The following is a 21,283-nucleotide window of genomic DNA, read 5'->3' as shown; positions in this document are numbered from 1 at the left end:
GCTGCTGCAGGACGTTTTGACATGGAAGAGTTGGCCAATCTGTTTCACGGCTTCGCGGTCGCCCTGCAGCCCTACAACATCATGCTGATGGTGATCGGCATCACGCTCGGCGTCCTCATCGGCGTGCTGCCGGGGCTCGGGGGCGCCAACGGCGTCGCGATCCTGCTTCCGCTGACCTTCAGCATGCCGCCGACATCGGCCATCATCATGCTGTCCTGCATCTATTGGGGCGCATTGTTCGGGGGAGCCATCACCTCGATCCTGTTCAACATCCCTGGCGAGCCATGGTCGGTGGCGACCACCTTCGACGGCTATCCGATGGCCCAGCAGGGCAAGCCCGGCGAGGCCCTGACGGCGGCCTTTACCTCCTCCTTCGTCGGCGCGCTGTTTGCCGTCGTCATGATCACGCTGGTTGCGCCGCTCGTCGCGGGCTTTGCGCTTCGATTTGGGCCGGCGGAGAAGTTCGCGGTGTATTTCCTCGCTTTCTGCTCCTTCGTCGGCCTCAGCAAGGAGCCGCCGTTCAAGACCATCGCCGCAATGATGATCGGCTTTGCGCTCGCGGCGGTCGGGCTGGACTCGATCACCGGACAATTGCGGCTGACCTTCGGCATCACCGAACTGCTCAACGGCTTCGACTTCCTGATCGCCGTGATCGGCCTGTTCGGCATCGGCGAGATCCTGCTGACCATGGAGGAAGGGCTCGCCTTCCGCGGCGGCAAAGCCAGCATCAACCTTCGTGTCGTGCTCCAGACCTGGCGCGAGTTGCCCGCCTATTGGATGACATCGCTGCGGTCCTGCCTGATCGGCTGCTGGATGGGCGTCACCCCGGCCGGCGCGACGCCTGCTTCCTTCATGAGCTACGGCATCGCCAAGCGGCTGGCGCGACGCGGCAACAATTTCGGCAAGGGCGAGATCGAGGGCGTGATCGCGCCGGAGACGGCCGCACACGCCGCCGGCACCGCGGCGCTGCTGCCGATGCTGTCGCTCGGCGTGCCGGGCTCGCCGACCGCCGCCGTGCTGCTCGGCGGCCTCTTGATCTGGGGCCTGCAGCCTGGCCCGATGCTGTTCGTCGAGCAGAAGGAATTCGTCTGGGGCCTGATCGCCTCGATGTATCTCGGCAATCTCGTCGGGCTCATCGTCGTACTCACCTGCGTGCCGATCTTCGCCGCGATCCTGCGCGTACCCTTCGGCATCATCGCGCCGTTGATCCTGGTGCTCTGCGCGATCGGCGCCTATTCGGTGCACAACAGCACCTTCGACGTGATGCTGATGTTGGTGTTCGGCGTGATCGGCTATCTCCTGAAGAAGTGCAATTACCCGCTCGCGCCGCTGGTGCTCGCCATCGTGCTCGGCGACAAGGCCGAGGAAGCCTTCCGACAATCGCTGCTGGGCTCGCAAGGATCGCTCGGGGTGTTCTTCTCCAACGGCCTCGTCAGCACCATCATGGCGCTCGGCTTGGTCGCCCTGTTCTGGTCCGCGATCCAGGAAGGCTACAGCCGGCTGCGCACGTCGATGGCGTGAGGGGGATCTGCGCAATCCGCATCGGTACCGACGCCAAATTGCCGCACTCCAGACTTCTGGAATATAGAATTCCAGAGATTGCGCCGTCCCCCGCCGACGGCGCCTCGGCGCACGCGACCAATGCAGGCCTGCAAGAACGCCAAGTGCATAGGCTTTCAACAACGCCCCGCGACGTCGCCGATCCGAGATAAAGCGCTGTAAAAACAGCCTCTTAGCTTTAATCAACTGCAATCGCCGCCATCACGCCGACGCGATCGGGCTTTACATTTCCGCGCTCATAGCGCATGTGAACAAGCCCGCGCTATTTCGCCGCACCCTCCCGTCCTCGCTTGAATCTTGGCATATTGCATACCAGAGTGCGCGCCAGCGCATGCATAAAAATGATGGGCGCGTTTGGGAGGGTTTTTGATGACGGACATGGTGCAGTCGGCAGCAGCGGCCCCGAGTGCCGCGCGCGTAAGCGATGCCTATCGCTGGGCGCAATTGGCGATCGGTGTGGCGGCGATGGTGATGATCGCCAACTACCAATATGGCTGGACGTTCTTCGTCCCCGACATCCAGAAGACGTTCGGCTGGGATCGTGCCTCGATCCAATGGGCCTTCACGCTCTTCGTGTTGTTCGAGACCTGGCTGGTGCCGGTTGAAGGATGGTTCGTCGACAAATACGGCCCGCGCATCGTGGTGCTGGTCGGCGGCGTGCTCTGCGCTATCGGCTGGGCGATCAACGCGCAGGCGACCTCGCTGAACGGCTACTATCTCGGCATGATCATCGCAGGCATCGGCGCCGGCGGCGTCTACGGCACCTGCGTCGGCAACGCGCTGAAATGGTTTCCGGACAAGCGCGGTCTTGCGGCCGGCATCACGGCGGCCGGCTTCGGGGCAGGCTCCGCGCTGACCGTGGCGCCGATCCAGGCCATGATCAAGGACAGCGGATTCCAGACCACCTTCCTCTATTTCGGCCTCGGGCAAGGCATCATCATCTGCCTCCTCGCCTTCTTTCTGCTCGCGCCGAAAGCGGGCCAGGTGCCGCACGTGGTGGCGAATGCCAATATCATCCAGACCCGGCGCAACTATCAGCCGACCGAAGTGCTGCGCCAGCCGATCTTCTGGCTGATGTACTTCATGTTCGTGATCGTCGGCGCGGGTGGACTGATGGTCACCGCGAACCTGAAGCCGATCGCGGTTGACTGGAAGGTCGACAGCGTCCCGGTCACGCTGATGGCGGTGACGATGACGGCGGTGACCTTCGCGGCCACGATCGACCGCGTGCTCAACGGCCTGACGCGTCCGTTCTTCGGCTGGATCTCCGACATGATCGGCCGCGAGAACACGATGTTCATCGCCTTCGGCATGGAAGGGTTCGGCATCTGGATGCTCTACCTCTGGGGTCACGATCCGGTCTGGTTCGTGCTGCTCTCGGGCTTCGTGTTCTTCGCCTGGGGTGAGATCTACTCACTATTCCCCTCGACCTGCACCGACACGTTCGGCACCAAGTTCGCGACCACCAATGCCGGCCTGCTCTACACCGCGAAGGGCACCGCCGCGCTGCTGGTGCCGATCGCCAACTACATGCAGCAGACATCGGGGACCTGGGACAGCGTGTTCATCATCGCGGCCGGCGCCAACATCCTGGCTTCGGTGCTGGCGATCGCGGTGCTCAAGCCCTGGCGCAAGGTCGTGGTCGCGAAATCGACGATCTGACCGGCGATACAATTCAGCAAGCACGACGCCCGGCCTCACGGCCGGGCGTTTTTCTTTGGCGATCGTCGCATCGCCTCGCCGGGGCGCGGGCGGAGCCACCAAGAAGTGACAAGTTAGGGCTTGCAATCTGGAATATCGTATACCAATCTCCGCGCCGCGCCTGCGACGATAAGCCACAATACTCGCGACACCAGGTCGTCTTGCGATCCTGTGTCACGGACAATCAGGCGCTGGGAGGTTCTCGATGATTTCCAGCCCGGACGGCGCCGTCACCGCCGCGCCGCTTCGCACCGGTTTCCGCTGGCTCCAGCTCGGCATGGGCATCGTCTGCATGGCGATGATCGCCAATCTGCAATATGGCTGGACGCTGTTCGTCGATCCGATCGATGCCGCCCACCACTGGGGGCGCACCGCGATCCAGCTCGCCTTCACCATCTTCGTCGTCACCGAGACCTGGCTGGTGCCGGTCGAGGCCTGGTTCGTCGACAAATACGGCCCGCGCATCGTCATCATGTTCGGCGGCGTGATGATCGCACTGTCCTGGATCCTCAACGCCTCCGCTGACAGCCTCACCCTGCTCTATGCGGCGGCGATCGTCGGCGGCATGGGCGCGGGTGCCGTGTACGGCACCTGCGTCGGCAACGCGCTGAAATGGTTTCCCGACCGCCGCGGCCTCGCGGCGGGCGCGACCGCCGCCGGCTTCGGCGCAGGGGCCGCGATCACCATCGTGCCGATCGCGAGCATGATCGCCTCGAGCGGCTATCAGCACGCCTTCCTCACCTTCGGCATCGCCCAGGGCCTCGTCGTGTTCGTGCTCGCCTTCTTCATCCAGCCGCCGCGCCTCTCCATTCCGCCGAAGAAGAAGCAGATCAACCTGCCGCAGACCAGGATCGATTTCACCCCGCCGCAAGTGCTGCGCAGCCCTGTTTTCTGGGCGATGTATCTCGTCTTCGTCATGGTCGCTTCCGGCGGACTGATGACTGCGGCGCAGATCGCCCCGATCGCACACGACTTCAAGATCGCCGACAAGCCGGTGACGCTCGCCGGCTTCCAGATGGCGGCGCTGACCTTCGCGATCTCGCTCGACCGCATCTTCGACGGATTCGGGCGACCCTTCTTCGGCTGGGTCTCCGACACGATCGGCCGCGAGCCCACCATGTTCATCGCCTTCGGCACCGCGGCCTTGATGCTGCTGACGCTCTCGGCCTATGGCCAGGTGCCTGTCGTCTTCGTGCTGGCCACCGCGGTTTATTTCGGCGTGTTCGGCGAGATCTATTCGCTGTTCCCCGCGACCTGCGGCGACACCTTCGGTGCGAAGTTCGCAACCACCAACAACGGCATGCTCTACACCGCGAAGGGCACGGCCTCCCTGCTCGTCCCGCTCGCGAGCGTGATCTCGACCGCCTATGGCTGGAAGGCCGTATTCGTGGTGGCGGTGGCGCTGAACGCCACGGCGGCGCTGATGGCGCTGCTCGTGATCAAGCCGCTGCGCCGCGCCTTCATCCTCGGCCAGGAAGCCGAGCGCACGGAGACCGCAAGCGGAACCGCCAAGACCGAGACGGCGTAAGGCGCCGCACCTTGCCGGCTTGCAGAGGGGCGCAGCGATGCGCCCCTTTCTTTTTGGGCACGGCGATAATGTCAGTACGCCTGTCGCAAGATTTTTCGGATCCGCCAAATCCAGCGCTTGACGATTGGCATTATGTATACCACACTTCCTCACCACTCACCCAGGGAGGTTGCAATGCTGGTCGGAGACATTCTGCGCAAGAAGACGCCGCGCGTTGTCACGGTACGTATGAACGAAACGGTGGGGATCGCGGCCAAGCTGATGCGCGCCAACAATATCAGCGCGCTGGTGGTCAAGGATGTGGTCCGCTCCGAGGGCAACACCGCGGTTGGCATGTTCACCGAGCGCGACGTGGTGCGCGCCGTCGCCGAGCACGGCGCGGGCGCCGTCAACGTCAAGGTCTCCCAGCTGGTCTCGGTGCAGCAGCTGGTGTCCTGCACCTCCACCGACACGATCGAGCACGTCCGGCATCTGATGAACCGTCATCATATCCGCCATCTGCCCGTGATCGACGATTACAGCCTCGTCTCCGTCATCAGCATGCGCGACATCGCCGCGGCGATGGATGAGGCGCTCAACGGCACGCCGCAAGCGGCGGCTTAAAGCATGATCCGGAAAAGTGCGCAGCGGTTTTCCGACAAGATCATGCTCAAACAATAGACTAAAGCGCATCGCGCTTTAGAGCGGCAAAACTTCCCCCTGCGACTGCCGGCCCCGGCTCGGATCCTTCCGAGCCGGACCGGATCTTTCGTCCCAAAATCCGTCTCTGCTCGCGAGGATTTCATGAAGATCTGCATCTACGGCGCCGGCGCGATCGGCGGATATCTCGGGGTTCAGCTCGGGCGCGCGGGCGCCGACGTCAGCCTGATCGCACGCGGCGCGCACCTTGCCGCCATGCGCGAGCGCGGCCTGACGCTGCTCGCGGGCGAGGAAAAGCACACCGTTCATCCGCGCTGCACCGATGATCCCACCGAACTCGGCGTGCAGGACTTCATCATCATCACGCTGAAGGCCCATTCGATCACCGGCGTGATCGAAAAGATGCAGCCGCTGCTCGGGCCTCACACCCGCATCGTCACCGCCGTCAACGGCGTTCCCTACTGGTACTTCTACAAGCACGGCGGCCAATACGAGAACTCGACGCTGGAGAGCATCGATCCCGGCGGCCGGCAGTGGCGTGAGCTGGGGGCCGAGCGCGCCATCGGCTGCATCGTCTATCCCGCCACCGAGATCGAGGCGCCCGGCGTGATCCGCCACGTCTACGGCAACAACTTTCCGCTCGGCGAGCCCTCGGGCGAGATCACCTCCGACGTGCAGCACCTCGCCGATCTCTTCGCCGCCGCCGGCCTGAAGGCTCCCGTGCTCGACCGCATCCGCGACGAGATCTGGCTGAAGCTCTGGGGCAATGTCTGCTTCAACCCGATCAGCGCGCTGACCCACGCCACGCTCGACGTGATCTGCACCGATCCCGCCACGCGCGCGCTGTCGCGCGCGATCATGGTGGAGACGCAAGCCATCGCCGAGACCTTCGGCGTCAAGTTCCGCGTCGACGTCGAGCGCCGCATAGAGGGGGCGCGCAAGGTTGGCGCGCACAAGACCTCGATGCTGCAGGATCTCGAGCGCGGCCGCCCGATGGAGATCGATCCGCTCGTCACCGTGGTGCAGGAGATGGGCCGGCTCACCGGCATCGCCACGCCCGCGCTCGATTCGGTGCTGGCCATGGTGACGCAGCGCGCCCGCATCGCCGGCCTCTATGACGGCGTCTCGACACCGGCTGATTCGCGCGCACTGGCGGTGGCGTGATGACGAGCGTGACCAAATGGCTGCGCTTCCGCCATGCCGGGACGACGGGCTTCGGCACGCTGACGTCCTCCGGCATCACCGTGCACGAGGGCGACATGGTCGGCCGCAACGCCGCAACGGGCAAGATTTTGGCGCTCTCGGAGGTCGAGCTGCTTGCGCCCTGCGTGCCCAGCAAGATCGTCGCGCTCTGGAATAATTTCCACGCGCTCGCGGCCAAGCTGAACCAGCCCAAACCGCCGGAGCCGCTGTACCTGCTCAAGGCCACCACCAGCATCGCCGCACCTGGCGCCGTGATCCGCCGCCCGTCTTATTACGACGGCAAGACCACCTATGAGGGCGAGCTCGGCATTGTCATCGGCAGGACCTGCGCCCGTGTCTCGCCAGATGAGGCCGACGGCTTCATCTTCGGCTACACCTGCGTCAACGACATTACCGCCAACGACATCCTGACGCGCGACCCCACCTTCGCCCAATGGGCCCGCGCCAAGGGCATCGACGATTACGGCCCGTTCGGTCCCGTGATCGCGACCGGTCTCGATCCGGCAAAACTCACGGTTCGCACCATCCTCAACGGCGCGGAGCGGCAGAACTACCCGATCTCGGACATGATCTTCAGCGCGCAGGAGCTGGTGAGCAGGATCTCCCACGACATGACCCTCTCGCCCGGCGACCTCATCGCGGTCGGCACCTCGGTCGGCGTCGGCGTGATGAAGGAGCCCGTCAACACGGTGACCGTCGCGATCGACGGCATCGGCGAGCTCACCAACGAGTTTCGGCTGTAGACTTTTTCGCCGCCGCAGAGCAGCAAAATTGATCTGGCGCAAACCCGCCGTCGCGGCCAAGGCTACCCTCCCCGGCAAAAGATTGATTTCTGATGCAAGGGAGGACGCACATGTCGAATGCCGGCAACGCACTGCTGTGGACCGTGCTGTACTTCGCTCTCTCGTTCGCCGCGATCTTCGTGGTCTGGTTCGCCGATAGGATTCGGTCGAACTTGCTCGGGAAGAAATAGCCCGGGGAACGTTGGTTCGTCCTGGCGGTGGCGGCTGGCCTGGGTGCAAGCGGGCCGGCACAGGGACGTGCGCGCCACCTCGCATCGTTCCGCAGCGCCTGGCGTTGACGCAATTCCGGTGCTGCGCGCCCCCGGGAAACATCCAGACACATCACATCTCCGCGCGCCCGAGCAATGCCGCCAACATGTCCCGTGCGCGCCGCAACTTGGACGCATTCGGCCGCCCTTTTGGAAGGCGTGTCTGGGGGCACGGCATGACCGTGTTTGGACCAAACCTTCTAGGGGTATCGCTGTGAAGAAGATTGTATTTGCTCTGGGTGCCACGCTTGCTTTTGCGACGGCTGCAAACGCTGCGGATCTGCCGCGCCGCCAGCCCGTGCCAGCCTATCCGGGCGAGCAGGCGCCAATCGGCAAGATGCCGATCGGCAAGAGCCCGATTGGAAAGGCCCCGATCGGCAAGGCGCCGGGCCCGGTCGCCGCGCGCTACTGACGCGCAGCGAAATACGCGTCAGACATTTGCGCTCGATGGTCGAGGGGGAATAGCGTGACGAACAAAGCTGGTCGATCGGGATCCTGCATCCTCGCGGGCTTCGCTCTTGCAGCTATGCTCTCATGCACGACGCCCTCGGCCTCGGCCCATGAGACCGACAAGCAGACCGACAAGCAGACCGACAGGCGCGTTGGCGATGCGAACGCGCTTGCTACGACCGACACCGCCCCGCGACCACAGCCGCAATCGACGCGGCGCTCGGTCGCGCGGGCGGAGAAAGGCCCCTATTACGTCGACTTCCGCGCCCGCACGGCCGCGAGCTGGGGCCATGCCTTCGTCTGGTACGGCAAGACCAGTGAGAAGGCCGTCGAGGTTGCGGGCCTGACGCCGGCCGGCGATACGCTCGCTTACGTGCTCGGTCACATCACCTTTGTGCCATCTGAGACCGGCGCCAGCTACGGCGATCTCGATCCGGAATATCTGACCGCGAGCTATCGGGTCTATCTCAACGAAGCCGACGCCAAGCGCGTGTTCGCCTACATCAAGGAGTTGCAGGCCAGCTCTCCAGTCTGGAATGCCGAGACCATAAACTGTACCGGCTTCATCGGCGACATCGCGGAGTTCATGGGATTGAAGGTCCCCCATCGCTGGCAGCGCCCGGAAAACTTCGTCAACAGCCTCAAGGAAATCAACGGCGGGCGCCAGATGGTGCGGCTGTCGGCGAAGTAGCTCTTCGCCCCATACTCGGTGTCATTGCCCGCGGAGGCGGGCAATCCAGTATTCCAGAGACTGCGAGGGTAGAGCCGAGAGGTCGCGGCGTACTGGATACCCCGCCTTCGCGGGGTATGACGGCGGAGTTTGAGGAAAGAGCTTGCCCTCATCAGGCAGCAGCGCACCCCAATTATCCGCCCCGCGGAATCTCCTCGCCTTCCGCATGGTCGCCCCGCCGGGCGGCGCAATAGACTTTTCCCACCCCCAGCGGCATCCTGCCGCCATCAACCGAGAACAAAGCGCCACGCGGGGCGCGGGGGAAACAGATCATGTTGCAGACACGGTTCACCAAGCTCGTCGGCGTCCAGCACCCGATCGTTCAGGGCGGCATGCAATGGGTCGGACGCGCCGAGCTGGTCGCCGCGGTCGCCAATGCCGGCGCGCTCGGCTTCATCACCGCGCTGACCCAGCCGACGCCGGAGGACCTGACCAAGGAGATCGCGCGCTGCCGCGACCTCACGGACAAGCCGTTCGGCGTCAACCTCACCATCCTGCCGGCGATCAAGCCGCCGCCCTATGCCGAATACCGCGCCGCGATCATCGAGAGCGGCATCAAGGTGGTCGAGACCGCCGGCAACAAGCCGCAGGAGCATGTCGACGAGTTCAGGAAGCACGGCGTCAAGGTCGTGCACAAATGCACCAGCGTCCGTCACGCGCTCTCGGCCGAGCGGATGGGCGTCGACGCCATCTCGATCGACGGCTTCGAATGCGCCGGCCATCCCGGCGAGGACGACACGCCCGGCCTGATCCTGATCCCGGCCGCCGCCGACAAGATCAAGATTCCGATGATCGCCTCTGGCGGCTTTGCCGATGGCCGCGGCCTGGTCGCGGCGCTGGCGCTGGGAGCCGAGGGCATCAACATGGGCACCCGTTTCATGGCCACCAAGGAGAGCCCGATCCATCAGCTCATCAAGGAGAAGATCGTCGCCAATGACGAGCGCGAGACCGAGCTGATCTTCCGCACCATGCGCAACACCTCGCGCGTGGCCAAGAACGCGGTCTCGACCAAGGTCGTCGCGATGGAGAAGGAAGGCGCCAAGTTCGAGGACATCCGCGAGCTCGTCGCCGGTGCCCGCGGCAAGATGGTCTATGCCACCGGCAATTCCGACGAAGGCATCTGGTCGGCCGGCCAGGTGCAGGGCCTGATCCAGGACATCCCGAGCTGTGCCGAGCTCGTCTCCCGCATCGTGCGCGAGGCGGAGGCGATCATTCGCAGCCGGCTCGAGGGGATGATCGTTCAGTCACAACGCGAAGCGGCGGAATAATCACTGCAAGACGTGAGAGTATTGCATGAAAGCCTACGTCTACGGCCCTGAAGGCGCGAGGATTTCCGACGTCGCTCAACCAAAGCCCAAAGGCACGCAGGTGCTCGTCCGCGTTCGCGCCTGCGGCCTCAACCGCGCCGACACCGGCATGCGCAAGGGCCACGCCCATGGCGCGGCCGGCGGCGTCGGCACCGTGCTGGGCATGGAATGGGCCGGCGAGGTCGCCGAGCTCGGGCCCGATGCGAAGGGCGTGAAGATCGGCGACCGCATCATGGGATCGGGCGGCGCGGCGTTCGCCGAGTATACGCTGGCCGATCACGGCCGGCTGCTCCACACGCCCTCGAACATGAATTTCGAGGAGGCCGCCACCCTCCCCGTCGCGCTCGCGACCATGCACAACGCCGTCGTCACGATCGGCGGGGTGCAGGCTGGCCAGAGCGTGCTGGTGCAGGGCGCGAGCTCCGGCGTCGGGCTGATGGCGATGCAGATCGCCCGGCTCAAGGGCGCGAAGCTGGTGATCGGCTCGTCCACCGACGCGTATCGCCGCGGCCGGCTGAAGGAGTATGGCGCCGACCTCGCCGTCGACAGCTCCGATCCGAAATGGGTCGACGAGGTGCTGAAGGCGACGAACGGCGAAGGCGTCGACCTCGTCGTCGACCAGGTCTCGGGCAAGGTCGCCAACCAGAACCTCGCCGCGACGAAGATCAAGGGCCGCATCGTCAATGTCGGCCGCCTCGGCGGCACCCATGCCGACTTCAATTTCGACCTGCACGCGGCCCGCCGCATCGACTATGTCGGCGTCACCTTCCGTACCCGTACCATCGAGGAGGTCCGCGAGATCTTTGCCGAGGTCCGCAGGGACATCTGGGCCGCGGTGGAATCGCGCAAGCTGCAACTGCCGATCGACAAGGTGTTCGCGTTCGACGACATCGACAAGGCGTTCGAGCACATGGAAGCGAACAAGCATCTGGGGAAGATCGTGGTGACGGTGCCGTAGGGCGCCGGCAGCGGCCCGGTAGGGTGGGCAAAGCGAAGCGTGCCCACGATCTGCATCCATCGCGGACGAATGGTGGGCACGGCGCTAACGCGCCTTTGCCCACCCTACGGGGCCGGAGCAAGGCGTAGACCGCTCCTGCAACTCACTAGCGACTACATCCTGTGGATCATCGCTTGATGTCCCACACGGGGCTGCTAAATCCCCGCCCATGACCTTCCAGCACGACAAAACCTCGGTCGCGGCCATCTCGATCTTCGCCAGCGGCGGCATGGCGGCGGCCAAGTTCGCGGTCGGGATCGCGATCGGCTCGCTGGCGCTGATCTCGGAAGCCCTGCATTCCCTGATCGACCTGGTTGCGACCATCATCACCTGGGCGGTGGTGCGGGTGTCCGACAAGCCCGCCGACGAGGAGCACCATTACGGCCACGGCAAGCTGGAAAGCATCTCCGCGCTCGGCGTCACCGCCCTGCTCTACGTGCTGGCCGGGGGCATCCTGGTTGAGGCCTATAGCCGGCTGCGCGAGGGAACCCCGCCGCCGACCATCTCTGCCGTGCCGTTCGTGGTGCTGGTGATCGACATCGCCGTCAATCTCTGGCGCGCCCGCGCCCTGCACCGTGCCGCGCGGGAGACCAGAAGCCAGGCCTTGGCGGCCGACGCGCTGCATTTCGCCTCGGACGTGATGGGCTCCTGCGCCGTGATCGTGGGCCTGATCCTGGCTGGGCTCGGCTTCTGGTGGGGCGACACCGCGGCGGCCGCAGCGGTTGCCGTGATGATCGCAGCGCTCGGCCTGCGCATGGCCGGCTCGACCGTGCAGACGCTGGTCGATCGCGCTCCCGAAGGCGCGCAGGAGAAGGCCAAAGCGGCGATCCGCAGCGTGCCCGGCGTGATCGACGTCGAACGCTTGCGCGTGCGCATGGTCGGAGCGACCACGTTCATCGACACTATCGCGAAGGTGCCGCGGACCTATCCGATCGACCGGGTCGAGGACATCAAGCGCAACGCGCAGGCCGCCGTCGCCAAGGCTTTCGGCGATGCCGACCTTACCTTCGCCGCAGTGCCCGTCGCGCGCGACAACGAGACCGTGCGCGACCGCATCATGGTGATCGCGCGCAATTCCGCCCTCGCCGTCCACCACGTCACGGTGCACGATCTCGGCGTCAAGCTGATCGTCAGCATCGACCTCGAGGTCGATGCCAACATGCAGCTTGAGGCCGCGCACGACATCGCCAACACGCTGGAGCGCAACATCCAGGAGGAGTTTGGCGAGGACGTCGAGGTCGACGTTCACATCGAGCCGCTGGAACCGGAACTTCCGTTCGGGGTCGATGCCACGCCGGACCGGGTGCGGACCATCGCCGCCGCGCTGACGGAATATGCCGCCGGCGGCGAGATCCACGACATCCACAATGTGCGCGTCCGCAACACGGATGCCGGCGAGATCGTCAACTTCCACTGCCGCGCAACACCGTCGATGAGCGTGATCAAGGTGCACGAGCATGTCGACGCGATCGAGCGTGCGTTGCGGCGCGCGTTCCCGAGCGTGAAGCGCGTCATCAGCCACGCCGAGCCGCCGCGGGCGTGATGAAGAATGCGCGACGAGTCACACGTTCTCGTTTCGGACTCGTTGCACCCGTGCCTTTGCGGACGCGCGACGCACAAACTGCGTGTTGGATAAGAATAATTTCGCGTTAACGATTCGTTGACTCTCGACAGCCCGCGAAAACTGGATTCAAATCGGTGTGATTCGGAAGTGACGTGGGGCTGCTTCCGGAACTCGTTTTTCAGGGGGCCGAAGGCATGTCGCGTGCAGACGCCGCGAACGCGTGCGTCCAATCCGATTCGATCAAGGGATTGGCGCAATCGATCGCGAAACCTGCCTATCATCGGCTGTTGATCGCGGAGCCGGCGCTGCGTCGCGCCGTGCCGACGCTCATCATCGCCTTCCTGATCACGATCTGCCTCGGTGCCTTCGTGCAGGTGGTCGATCAAACGCGCCAGAAGCGGCTGGTGATCCGACACGACATTTCGGCGCTCGCCGACCTGCTCGCCGAGCGCATCGACCGCCTCACTTCGGTTCGCCAGGAGCGGCTCAAGACCATCGAGGGCCTGCCGACGCTGCTGCCTGATCTCATTCCGTCCTGGGCCACGGCCTCGGGCCGGCACGTCATCGTCACCTCCGCCGGCATCGACCGCCGCATCCTCGCGCGCATCCCGGCCGACAGCGACCCGATCGGCAACGACCGCCTGCTCGATGCGATCACGACCGCGCAGCTGGTCGCGGCGCCGCCACGCGACGCCAACGTCTCCGACCTGACGCTGCCGAGCGGCAACGCGGCGATGGCGACCTCGCGGCAGATCAAGTCACTGCCCGGCTTCGTCACCGTGATCCAGGAGCGCAACGAGCCGATCTGGGGCTCGGACGCCGCGCTTTCAGTGACGCTGTCGGCGACCACGGGCTTCGTCGTCCTGATCCTGGGCTTCGCCTTCCACTGGCAGTCGACCCGCGCCCGCGAAGGCGACCTCATCAACGACGCGGTGCGCGGCCGCATCGACACGGCGCTCAACCGCGGCCGCTGCGGGCTGTGGGACTGGGACCTGTCGCGCGGCCGGATCTTCTGGTCGCAGTCGATGTTCTCGATCCTCGGTCTCGACGGCCGTCACGAACTCCTCACCTTCGGAGAGGTCAATGCGCTGGTGAAGTCCGACGACATCGACCTGTTCGCGATCGCCGACCAGCTCATCTCCGAGAAGATCGACCATATCGACCAGACCTTCCGCATGCAGCATGTCGACGGCCACTGGATCTGGCTCCGCGTCCGCTGCGAGAAGACGCGCGGGGCGACCGATTCCAGCGTCCACCTGATCGGGATCGCCGTCGACATCACCGAGCAGAAGAGCCTCGCCGAAAAGACCGTGGAAGCCGACCTCCGCCTGCGCGACGCGATCGAGACCATTCCGGAGGCCTTCGTGCTGTGGGATGCGAGCGACCGCCTGGTGCTCTGCAACTCGCACTTCCAGCGCCTGCACAAGCTGCCCGACAGCGCCGTCATCCCCGGCACCTCCTACGAGACCGTGCTCGAGGTCGGCCGCATGCCGGAGGTGCGCACCCGCCACAACGAGACCGCGGCCCAGGGCCCGGGGGCGCGCACCTTCGAGGCGCAGCTCGACGACGGCAGCTGGCTGCACATCAGCGAGCGCCGCACCAAGGACGGCGGCTACGTCTCGGTCGGCACCGACATCACCCGCATCAAGGAGCACGAGCAGAAGCTGGTCGACAACGATCTGCGCCTGCGCGCCACCGTCATCGACCTCAAGCGCTCGCAGGCCGCGCTGGAGCGTCAGGCGGTCGAGCTCGCCGACCTCGCCGAAAAGTACCAGCGCGAGAAGACCCGCGCCGAGGAAGCCAACCAGACCAAGTCGAAATTCCTCGCCAATATGAGCCACGAGCTGCGCACGCCGCTCAATGCCATCATCGGCTTCTCCGAGATCATGGGCTCGGGCATGTTCGGCGAGCTCGGCAGCGAGAAGTACCAGGAATACTGCCAGGACATCCTGACCAGCGGCCATTATCTGCTCGAGGTCATCAACGACATCCTCGACATGTCCAAGATCGAGGCCGGCCGCATGAAGCTCGACATGGAAGAGCTCGACCTCGCGCAGACGCTCGCCGAATCCTTGAGGGTCGTCACCGGCCGTGCGCAGGACAAGCACCTGACGCTCGATGCCGACATCGCGAAACCCATCTCGGTCGTCGCCGACCGCCGCGCCACCAAGCAGATCATCGTCAACCTGCTTTCCAACGCGGTGAAGTTCACGCCGGACGGCGGACGCGTCGTGGTGCGCAGCCGGCAGCTCGACGACAGGATCGTGCTGATGATCGCCGACACCGGCATCGGCATCGCACCGCATTCGCTGGCGCGGCTCGGGCGTCCCTTCGAGCAGGTCGAGAGCCAGCTCACCAAGACCTATCACGGCTCGGGCCTCGGCCTTGCCATCGCCCGCTCACTGGCGCAGCTCCACGGCGGCTCGATGCGCCTGCGCTCGAAGATCGAGGTCGGCACCGTCGTCCGCGTGACCCTTCCGCGGGATGCGGTAAAGGCGGCCGGGATATCGGCTGCGGCTTAAAACCGCGAGCAACGATCGAGTTAGTTTCGATCTGGGATGCCCTTCTCCCCTCGTGGGAGAAGGTGGCGCGAAGCGCCGGATGAGGGGTGTCTATCCACGCGCAATACTTTCGGGAGGAGAGATACCCCTCACCCGTCTCGCCGCTACGCGGCGAGCCACCCTCTCCCACAAGGGGAGAGGGGAAGAAGAGCTCTCGGTTCACTCGGCTCAGCCAAAAGACCTTCCGCTTACGATTGCAGCGTCGGCGCGACTTCGCGCGCGACGTTGACCAGAGCTGCGATCAGCGGCGTCATGGGATCGCGCTGCGGGATCACCAGGCCGATGCTGTAAGTGACCTCGGGATCGACGATCGGGATCGACCGCACGGTGTCGGACAGGCCGAGTGTCTCGGCGAGCTTGGCCGGCATCACGCTCGCCCAGCGTCCGGTCTTGACGTGCGTGAACAGCACCAGCAGCGAGTTCGACGTCAACGTCGGTGTCGCCTCCGCGCCGACCGATCGCAATGCGCGGTCGATGATGCGGCGGTTCTGCATGTCTGGCGTCAAGAGGCACAGCGGCACTTGCCCGACCTCGGTCCAGGTCACCGTCTCGCGATCGCCGAACATCGCGTCCGGCGCGGTGAGCAGGCGATAGCTCTCGTTGTAGAGCGGGATGGTGCGCACCTTGCCGATCGGCTCGTTCTCGATATAGGTCAGCCCCGCATCGACCTCGAGATTTTCCAAGAGCCCCAGCACCTCGGACGAGGTGGTGGACTGGATGCGGAAGCGCACCTCCGGATGCTTGGCACGAAACGGCGTCGTCAGCGCGGCGACCATGCCGAGCACGGTCGGGACCGCCGCGATGCGGATCTCGCCGGAGAGCTGATGCTTCAGCCCGTTGATCTCGTCGCGCATCGCGCGGGCATCGCCCACGATCCGCCGCGCCCAGTCGAGCGCCCGCTCGCCTTCCGGCGTAAATCCCTGAAAGCGCGAGCCGCGTTGGACCAGCATCACGCCGAGAATTTCCTCGAGCTGCTTGAGCCCGGTCGACATCGTCGGTTGCGTCACGCCGCAGGCCTCGGCCGCGCGTCCGAAATGCCGCTCCTTCGCCAGCGCCAGCAATAGTTCAAGCTTGTCGATCAACCGGTCGTCCCCTCGGATTCCATCTTGGCATGCAAGTTAGCACGCCGGACCTGCACCAACACGTAAAAACCCGCAGCCGGTCCAACTTTCATGACCAATCCGTATCGCTCGATTGCGGTTGCAAATCGGTCCGAATCCGCAATCGCAGCTTCTGAGCGATGAGCTCGGTCACCGCGCTGAAGCAGGCTATGACCCTTCCAGCAGCGCCCTGAACACGCGCCGCACCTCGCTCTGGGTCTCCTTCACCCGCGCCTCCAGTGAGGAGAAGTCCGGCGCGTCGCCAGCGCGCGCCATGACGCGCTGCAGGTCGGTGCCGGCGGTATCAGGCTTGAAGCGCTCGCTGACGCAGAGACGCAGGATCTGCGTGAGGTCGTGATAGAGCCGCGCCGCGGCCCGCAAAATCTCCGTCTCGGATTGCGCGAGCACGCCGATCCTGCAGGCATTCTCCAGCACCTGCATGGTGCTGACGTCGAGAATCTCGGGCTTGTCGTGCGCGTGCACGAGCTGCAGATACTGCGCGATGAAGTCGATATCGACCATGCCGCCGGCGGCATGCTTGAGATCCCAGCAATCCGCCTCGCCCTTCTCCTGCGCGATCGCGCGCCGCATGTCGGCGACGTCGTTGGCGGTGATGGCGGGATCGCGGCGGCGGGTCAGGACATCGCGGATGACGCGCTCGATCCGTTCCCGGAATTCGGGCGAAGCCGAGACCACGCGCGCACGCGTCAATGCCATGTGCTCCCAGGTCCAGGCTTCGTTCGCCTGGTAGTCCGCGAACGAGACGAGGCTCGAAGCCACCGGACCTGCGCGTCCCGAGGGTCGCAGCCGCATGTCGATCTCGTAGAGCACGCCGTAATTGGTGCGGGTCGTGAAGGCGCTGATCAGGCGCTGGGTGAAACGGGCGAAATAGTGTGCGCCGTGAAGCGATTTCACCCCGTCGGAGTCCGGATGGTCGCCGTCGAAATCATAGAGCAGGATCAGGTCGAGATCGGACGAGGCCGTCATCTCGCGGCTGCCGAGCCGGCCCATCGCGACGATCGCGGTCTCCTGACCCTTGATGCGGCCGTGCTGGGCGGCGAAGCGATCGGCGACGAGACCGTGCACGGTGTGGACGATTCCCTCCGCGACGTCGGCGAAGGCCGTGCTCGCCTGCTGCGCCGAGACGGTGCCGGAGAGGATGCGTGTGCCGATCAGGAACAGGCTCTCCTGCCCGAACAGGCGCAGGCGATCGAGGAACTCCTCGTATGAGCCGGCGTCCTGCACGGTGGTCGCGAGCCGCCCCGACAATTCCTGCCTGTCGGGCATGGCGCCGAAGAAGCGCGGATCGATCAGGCCATCCATCAGCTGAGGCTGCCGCGCCAGCATGTCGCCGAGCCGCGGCGCGGCTCCCAGCACCAGCGCCACCAGCGCGACGAGATCGCGGTTCTGGCCGAGCAGCGTAATCAGCCGGCCGCCGCGCTGCAGCGCGCCGAGGAAATGATCGAACGAAACGACGGCGCGATCCGGCTCTTCGGCATGGGCAAGGCCGTCGATCAAGGCCGGCACGAACTCGACGAAGGCGCTTCGCGTCGCCTCAACGCGGAAGACGCGATAGTCGCCGGTGATCCAGTCGCGCACCGTCTGCGCGACCGCGGCGGGCTTCTTGAAGCCGAGCGTCGCGAGGTGCTGCAGCAGGCGCGGATCATCGGGGCCCGCACCGTAGTCGAGCGCCGGCAGCCTCGCCGTGCCGGTGGGGTCATCGCCCTCGAACAGTTTTTCGTAATGGCCCTGGACGATCTGGAGCTGGCGCAAGAGGTCGCGCGCAAAGGCCTCCCGAGTCCGATAGCCGAAGAACCACGCAAAGCGCTCGACCGCTTGCTTGTCCTCCGGCAGCGTGTGGGTTTGCTCGTCGGCGATCATCTGCAGGCGATGCTCGACACGGCGCAGGAATTCGTAGGCGGTCGCCAGCTCGTCACGCGCCGCCACAGTGATCCAGTTGCTGGCGGCGAGCACGTCAAGCGCCCGCAGTGTCGGCCGCACCCGCAATTCCGGATGGCGGCCGCCGGCGATCAATTGCTGGGTCTGCGCGAAGAATTCGATCTCGCGAATGCCGCCGCGTCCGACCTTGACGTTGTGGCCCTCGACCGCAACCTCGCTCTGGCCGCGATAGGTCTGCATCTGCCGCTTCATGTCGTGTACGTCGGCAAGTGCGGCAAAGTCGAGATGCTTGCGCCAGACGAACGGCGCGATCTCGGCGAGCAATGCCTCGCCCGCTTTTGAATCGCCGGCACAGGTCCGCGCCTTGATCATCGCGGCGCGCTCCCAGGTGCGCCCTTCCCGCTCGTAATAGTTCAGCGCGGCGTCCCGCGAGATCGCCACCTGCGTCGAGGACGGATCGGGCCGCAGTCGCAAATCGACGCGGAAGACGTAACCATCATAGGTGCGCTGCTGCAGGATGCGCGCCATGCCTTGCGTCACGCGGACGAAGAACGGCTGCGGCTCGATATCGGGTGCGAGGGTCGTCGCATCGGGATCGAAGAACACGATGAGATCGATATCGCTGGAATAGTTCAGCTCGCCCGCACCCATCTTGCCCATCGCGAGCACGATCAGCCCGCAGCCCTCTTCGGGTGCCTCGGGATTGGGCGGTGAGAGCTTGCCGCGTGCGGCTTCCTGCCGCAGCAGATATTGCAGTGCCGCCTGCACCGAGGACACCGCGACATCGGTCAGCGCCGCCGTCACCCGCATCACCGGCCAGATACCGCCGATGTCGCACAGCGCGATCAGGAGCGCAGCCTCAGCCTTCATGCGGCGGAGCAGCCGCATCACCTCCGCCTCCTCCGAAGCCGCGAGCACCGCGCTGCGCGCCTCCGCGATCAGCGCCGTCAGATGCGCATCCGGATCGCATTCGAGCAGCCGGATCAGGCGCAAGGCATCGGCGCGCACCAGTTCGAACAGATACGGCGAGAATTCCGCAATCCCGGTCAGGATCTCGCGGGCGAAGGGATGGCCGAGATGCGTTTCGAGACGGGCCGATTGTGCCGGCTCGAGCTCGGCCAGCCAGCTTTCGAAACGGGGTTCATCGGTTGCGGAAGCGGCAATATGGGGAGCCTCCGCGAAGCGTGCGGCCAGCCTCTCACCATGCTTGTCCGCGTTTCCCGGCGCGGAGTGGTTCATGCCACCTTCTGTGGCACATCCGGTGTTGGCGGAGCAACCCTGTCGCCGGCGCCCGCGCGCGCCGGCAGCACGAGCGTGGCGACGAGGCCGGGATGGGCATCGCCCAAGCGCAATTCGCCGCCGTGCAACGTCGCCACCGCCGAGGCGAGGCTGAGGCCGAGGCCCGAGCCCGGCAGCGTGCGGCTGGCCTCCAGCCGCACGAATCGCTCGATGACGTGCTTGCGGTCGGCTTCGGGGATGCCGGGGCCGCGATCGGTGACGCTGAGCAGCACCTGGTCGCCCTCGCGCCTCGCCTCGATCGTGATTTGCCTCGCGTCCATGCTGACCACGGTTCCCGCCGGCTGTGCCGCGGGCTGGCCGTATTTGATCGCGTTCTCGACAAGATTGGCGAGCGCCTGGCTGATCAGCTCGCGATTGGCATGAACCGGCGTCGGCTCGCACTTGACCTTCAGGGTCATGCCGTCGTCCTCGGCGAGCGGCTCGTAGAGCTCGTGGATGCCCTCCGCGACCTCTGCGGCGTCGAAGTCGTCCATGTTGCCGCGCGCCTGTCCGGATTCCGCGCGCGCGATCATCAGCAGCGCGTTGAAGGTCCGGATCAGCCCGTCGGACTCCTCGATGGTCCGCTCCAGCGCGGCGCGATAATCCGCCTCGCAGCCCGATCTCGCCAGCGCCTCCTCGGCGCGATTGCGCAGCCGCGTCAGCGGCGTCTTGAGGTCGTGGGCGATGTTGTCGGAAACCTCCTTCAGCCCCGCCATCAGCGCCTCGATCCGCTCCAGCATGGCGTTCAGGTTCTCGGCGAGGCGATCGATCTCGTCGCCGCTGCGCCCCACGGGCAGGCGCTCGCTGAGATCGCCGGTCATGATCCGCTGCGCCGTGCCGGTCATCGCGTCGATGCGCCTCAGCACCCGCCGCGCGACGAAGATGCCGCCGCCGAGGCCGAGCACGACGACGATCAAGACCGAAAACTGCGCCGCCTTGGCGACGATGCCGAACAGGCGCCGCCGCTCGGCGAGGTCGCGGCCGATCAGAAGCCGGAAGCCGTTCTCCAATTCGGTGACGCGAACGAGCGCGCGATGATCGCGGTCATCGCTGTCCTCGATCCGCCGGTAGGCTGTCTCCGACCAGCCGCGCGTCGCCATAACGCCCGGCGCCAGCGAGCCGACATTGCCGGCGATCGCCTGGCCCGTCGGCGTGGTCACGAGATAGAGATTGGCGCCTGGCCGCAGCGCCCGATACTCGATCGTGCGCACGAGACCGACTAGGCCGCGGCGGTCGTAGATCTCGTTGATCTCCGAGGTCTCGGCATTGACGGTCTGCGTGATCTCCTCGGTGATCAGCCGCCGCGTATTCCAGGCGAAATAGGCCAGCAGCGAGGCCGCGAACATCGCGAACAGCAGCAGATAGACCAGCGTCAGCCGGAACGCCGTGGTGCGGACGAGTTTACCGAATGCCGTCACGGATCATGTACCCAGTTTCAACCACGCGCCTGCATCACGAGCATCGACACTCACGTATTTCGCTTTGTTTACAATAACATAGCCTTTAGATTGTCGCACCTGCGCCTAGGTCCCTTGTGGAACGAGCAACGCGAAAGGCATTCGTGACCACACGTGATAGGCGCACGCGGAACGTTAAAGGGGCACTCGATCGGAACCAAGTTAAATCCCCGCAAGCTCGGGCCATGCGGACACCGGACGGAGCCTGCGGGAGCAGTGATCCGCTGTGGGCCTCCCCTTCCGACCACGCTGAGGAAC

General features: G+C 65.3%; 15 protein-coding genes. 12 read left to right on the top strand and 3 right to left on the bottom strand.

Going from position 1 to position 21,283, the window contains the following annotated elements; all coding sequences use genetic code 11:
* Positions 1 to 21: 21 nt before the first annotated feature.
* The 12 genes from I6F09_RS13260 (at position 22) to I6F09_RS13205 (ending at position 15,252) form a co-directional block, all read left to right on the top strand.
* Positions 22 to 1,521, top strand: a complete 1,500-nt coding sequence (locus I6F09_RS13260; RefSeq protein ID WP_036005721.1) for a tripartite tricarboxylate transporter permease — start codon at positions 22 to 24, stop codon at positions 1,519 to 1,521.
* A 408-nt stretch (positions 1,522 to 1,929) separates the two neighbouring features.
* Complete coding sequence (gene oxlT, locus I6F09_RS13255) at positions 1,930 to 3,222, top strand: oxalate/formate MFS antiporter (protein ID WP_036005723.1); 1,293 nt, start codon at positions 1,930 to 1,932, stop codon at positions 3,220 to 3,222.
* Between the two features lie 244 nt (positions 3,223 to 3,466).
* Positions 3,467 to 4,789 (top strand): oxalate/formate MFS antiporter, encoded by a 1,323-nt coding sequence (gene oxlT / locus I6F09_RS13250; protein ID WP_036005726.1) that lies wholly within the window; start codon positions 3,467 to 3,469, stop codon positions 4,787 to 4,789.
* A gap of 174 nt (positions 4,790 to 4,963) precedes the next feature.
* Positions 4,964 to 5,392 (top strand): CBS domain-containing protein, encoded by a 429-nt coding sequence (locus I6F09_RS13245; RefSeq protein ID WP_036005729.1) that lies wholly within the window; start codon positions 4,964 to 4,966, stop codon positions 5,390 to 5,392.
* A 180-nt stretch (positions 5,393 to 5,572) separates the two neighbouring features.
* A complete protein-coding gene (locus I6F09_RS13240; protein ID WP_225149837.1) occupies positions 5,573 to 6,592 on the top strand; it encodes a 2-dehydropantoate 2-reductase in 1,020 nt (339 codons plus the stop codon).
* The gene (locus I6F09_RS13235; RefSeq protein ID WP_225188238.1) at positions 6,592 to 7,374 is read left to right on the top strand and encodes a fumarylacetoacetate hydrolase family protein; all 783 of its coding nucleotides are present in this window, start codon (positions 6,592 to 6,594) and stop codon (positions 7,372 to 7,374) included. The genes I6F09_RS13240 and I6F09_RS13235 overlap by 1 nt, the downstream gene beginning before the upstream one ends.
* A 516-nt stretch (positions 7,375 to 7,890) precedes the next feature.
* Positions 7,891 to 8,094 (top strand): hypothetical protein, encoded by a 204-nt coding sequence (locus I6F09_RS13230; protein ID WP_036005927.1) that lies wholly within the window; start codon positions 7,891 to 7,893, stop codon positions 8,092 to 8,094.
* Positions 8,095 to 8,148: 54 nt separating this feature from the next.
* The gene (locus I6F09_RS13225) at positions 8,149 to 8,823 is read left to right on the top strand and encodes a hypothetical protein (RefSeq protein WP_225188237.1); all 675 of its coding nucleotides are present in this window, start codon (positions 8,149 to 8,151) and stop codon (positions 8,821 to 8,823) included.
* Positions 8,824 to 9,134: 311 nt separating this feature from the next.
* Positions 9,135 to 10,130 (top strand): nitronate monooxygenase family protein, encoded by a 996-nt coding sequence (locus I6F09_RS13220; RefSeq protein ID WP_036005739.1) that lies wholly within the window; start codon positions 9,135 to 9,137, stop codon positions 10,128 to 10,130.
* A gap of 25 nt (positions 10,131 to 10,155) precedes the next feature.
* Entirely contained in the window at positions 10,156 to 11,127 is a 972-nt protein-coding gene (locus I6F09_RS13215; RefSeq protein WP_225188236.1) for a zinc-binding dehydrogenase, read from the top strand.
* A 208-nt stretch (positions 11,128 to 11,335) separates the two neighbouring features.
* A complete protein-coding gene (locus tag I6F09_RS13210) occupies positions 11,336 to 12,709 on the top strand; it encodes a cation-efflux pump (protein ID WP_225188235.1) in 1,374 nt (457 codons plus the stop codon).
* A 215-nt stretch (positions 12,710 to 12,924) separates the two neighbouring features.
* Positions 12,925 to 15,252, top strand: a complete 2,328-nt coding sequence (locus tag I6F09_RS13205; protein ID WP_225188234.1) for a PAS domain-containing sensor histidine kinase — start codon at positions 12,925 to 12,927, stop codon at positions 15,250 to 15,252.
* Positions 15,253 to 15,479: 227 nt separating this feature from the next.
* Here the strand turns inward: I6F09_RS13205 and I6F09_RS13200 are convergent, their stop codons facing one another.
* The 3 genes from I6F09_RS13200 to I6F09_RS13190 form a co-directional block, all read right to left on the bottom strand.
* Entirely contained in the window at positions 15,480 to 16,373 is an 894-nt protein-coding gene (locus I6F09_RS13200) for a LysR family transcriptional regulator (RefSeq protein ID WP_057027218.1), read from the bottom strand.
* Between the two features lie 186 nt (positions 16,374 to 16,559).
* Positions 16,560 to 19,529, bottom strand: coding sequence for a bifunctional [glutamine synthetase] adenylyltransferase/[glutamine synthetase]-adenylyl-L-tyrosine phosphorylase (locus tag I6F09_RS13195; RefSeq protein ID WP_225188233.1), 2,970 nt, complete (start codon positions 19,527 to 19,529; stop codon positions 16,560 to 16,562).
* Positions 19,526 to 20,986 carry an ATP-binding protein gene (locus tag I6F09_RS13190; protein ID WP_036023279.1) on the bottom strand — a complete coding sequence of 487 codons (1,461 nt, stop codon included), beginning with the start codon at positions 20,984 to 20,986 and terminating at the stop codon, positions 19,526 to 19,528. The genes I6F09_RS13195 and I6F09_RS13190 overlap by 4 nt, the downstream gene beginning before the upstream one ends.
* Positions 20,987 to 21,283: the final 297 nt, after the last annotated feature.

Origin of the sequence: Bradyrhizobium sp. IC3195 (assembly GCF_020193585.1) — a bacterium.
In the GTDB taxonomy this organism is placed as follows: Bacteria; Pseudomonadota; Alphaproteobacteria; order Rhizobiales; family Xanthobacteraceae; genus Bradyrhizobium; species Bradyrhizobium yuanmingense.
Note: the sequence above shows the minus strand (reverse complement) of the source record. Positions and strands in the feature narration are given on the sequence as shown.

What these genes read in the sequence shown, in the direction of transcription:
- I6F09_RS13260 (WP_036005721.1), top strand. Translation starts at nt 22, where the DNA reads ATGGAAGAGTTGGCCAATCTGTTTCACGGCTTCGCGGTCGCCCTGCAG.
- oxlT (WP_036005723.1), top strand. Translation starts at nt 1,930, where the DNA reads ATGACGGACATGGTGCAGTCGGCAGCAGCGGCCCCGAGTGCCGCGCGC.
- oxlT (WP_036005726.1), top strand. Translation starts at nt 3,467, where the DNA reads ATGATTTCCAGCCCGGACGGCGCCGTCACCGCCGCGCCGCTTCGCACC.
- I6F09_RS13245 (WP_036005729.1), top strand. Translation starts at nt 4,964, where the DNA reads ATGCTGGTCGGAGACATTCTGCGCAAGAAGACGCCGCGCGTTGTCACG.
- I6F09_RS13240 (WP_225149837.1), top strand. Translation starts at nt 5,573, where the DNA reads ATGAAGATCTGCATCTACGGCGCCGGCGCGATCGGCGGATATCTCGGG.
- I6F09_RS13235 (WP_225188238.1), top strand. Translation starts at nt 6,592, where the DNA reads ATGACGAGCGTGACCAAATGGCTGCGCTTCCGCCATGCCGGGACGACG.
- I6F09_RS13220 (WP_036005739.1), top strand. Translation starts at nt 9,135, where the DNA reads ATGTTGCAGACACGGTTCACCAAGCTCGTCGGCGTCCAGCACCCGATC.
- I6F09_RS13215 (WP_225188236.1), top strand. Translation starts at nt 10,156, where the DNA reads ATGAAAGCCTACGTCTACGGCCCTGAAGGCGCGAGGATTTCCGACGTC.
- I6F09_RS13210 (WP_225188235.1), top strand. Translation starts at nt 11,336, where the DNA reads ATGACCTTCCAGCACGACAAAACCTCGGTCGCGGCCATCTCGATCTTC.
- I6F09_RS13205 (WP_225188234.1), top strand. Translation starts at nt 12,925, where the DNA reads ATGTCGCGTGCAGACGCCGCGAACGCGTGCGTCCAATCCGATTCGATC.
- I6F09_RS13195 (WP_225188233.1), bottom strand. Translation starts at nt 19,529, where the DNA reads ATGAACCACTCCGCGCCGGGAAACGCGGACAAGCATGGTGAGAGGCTG.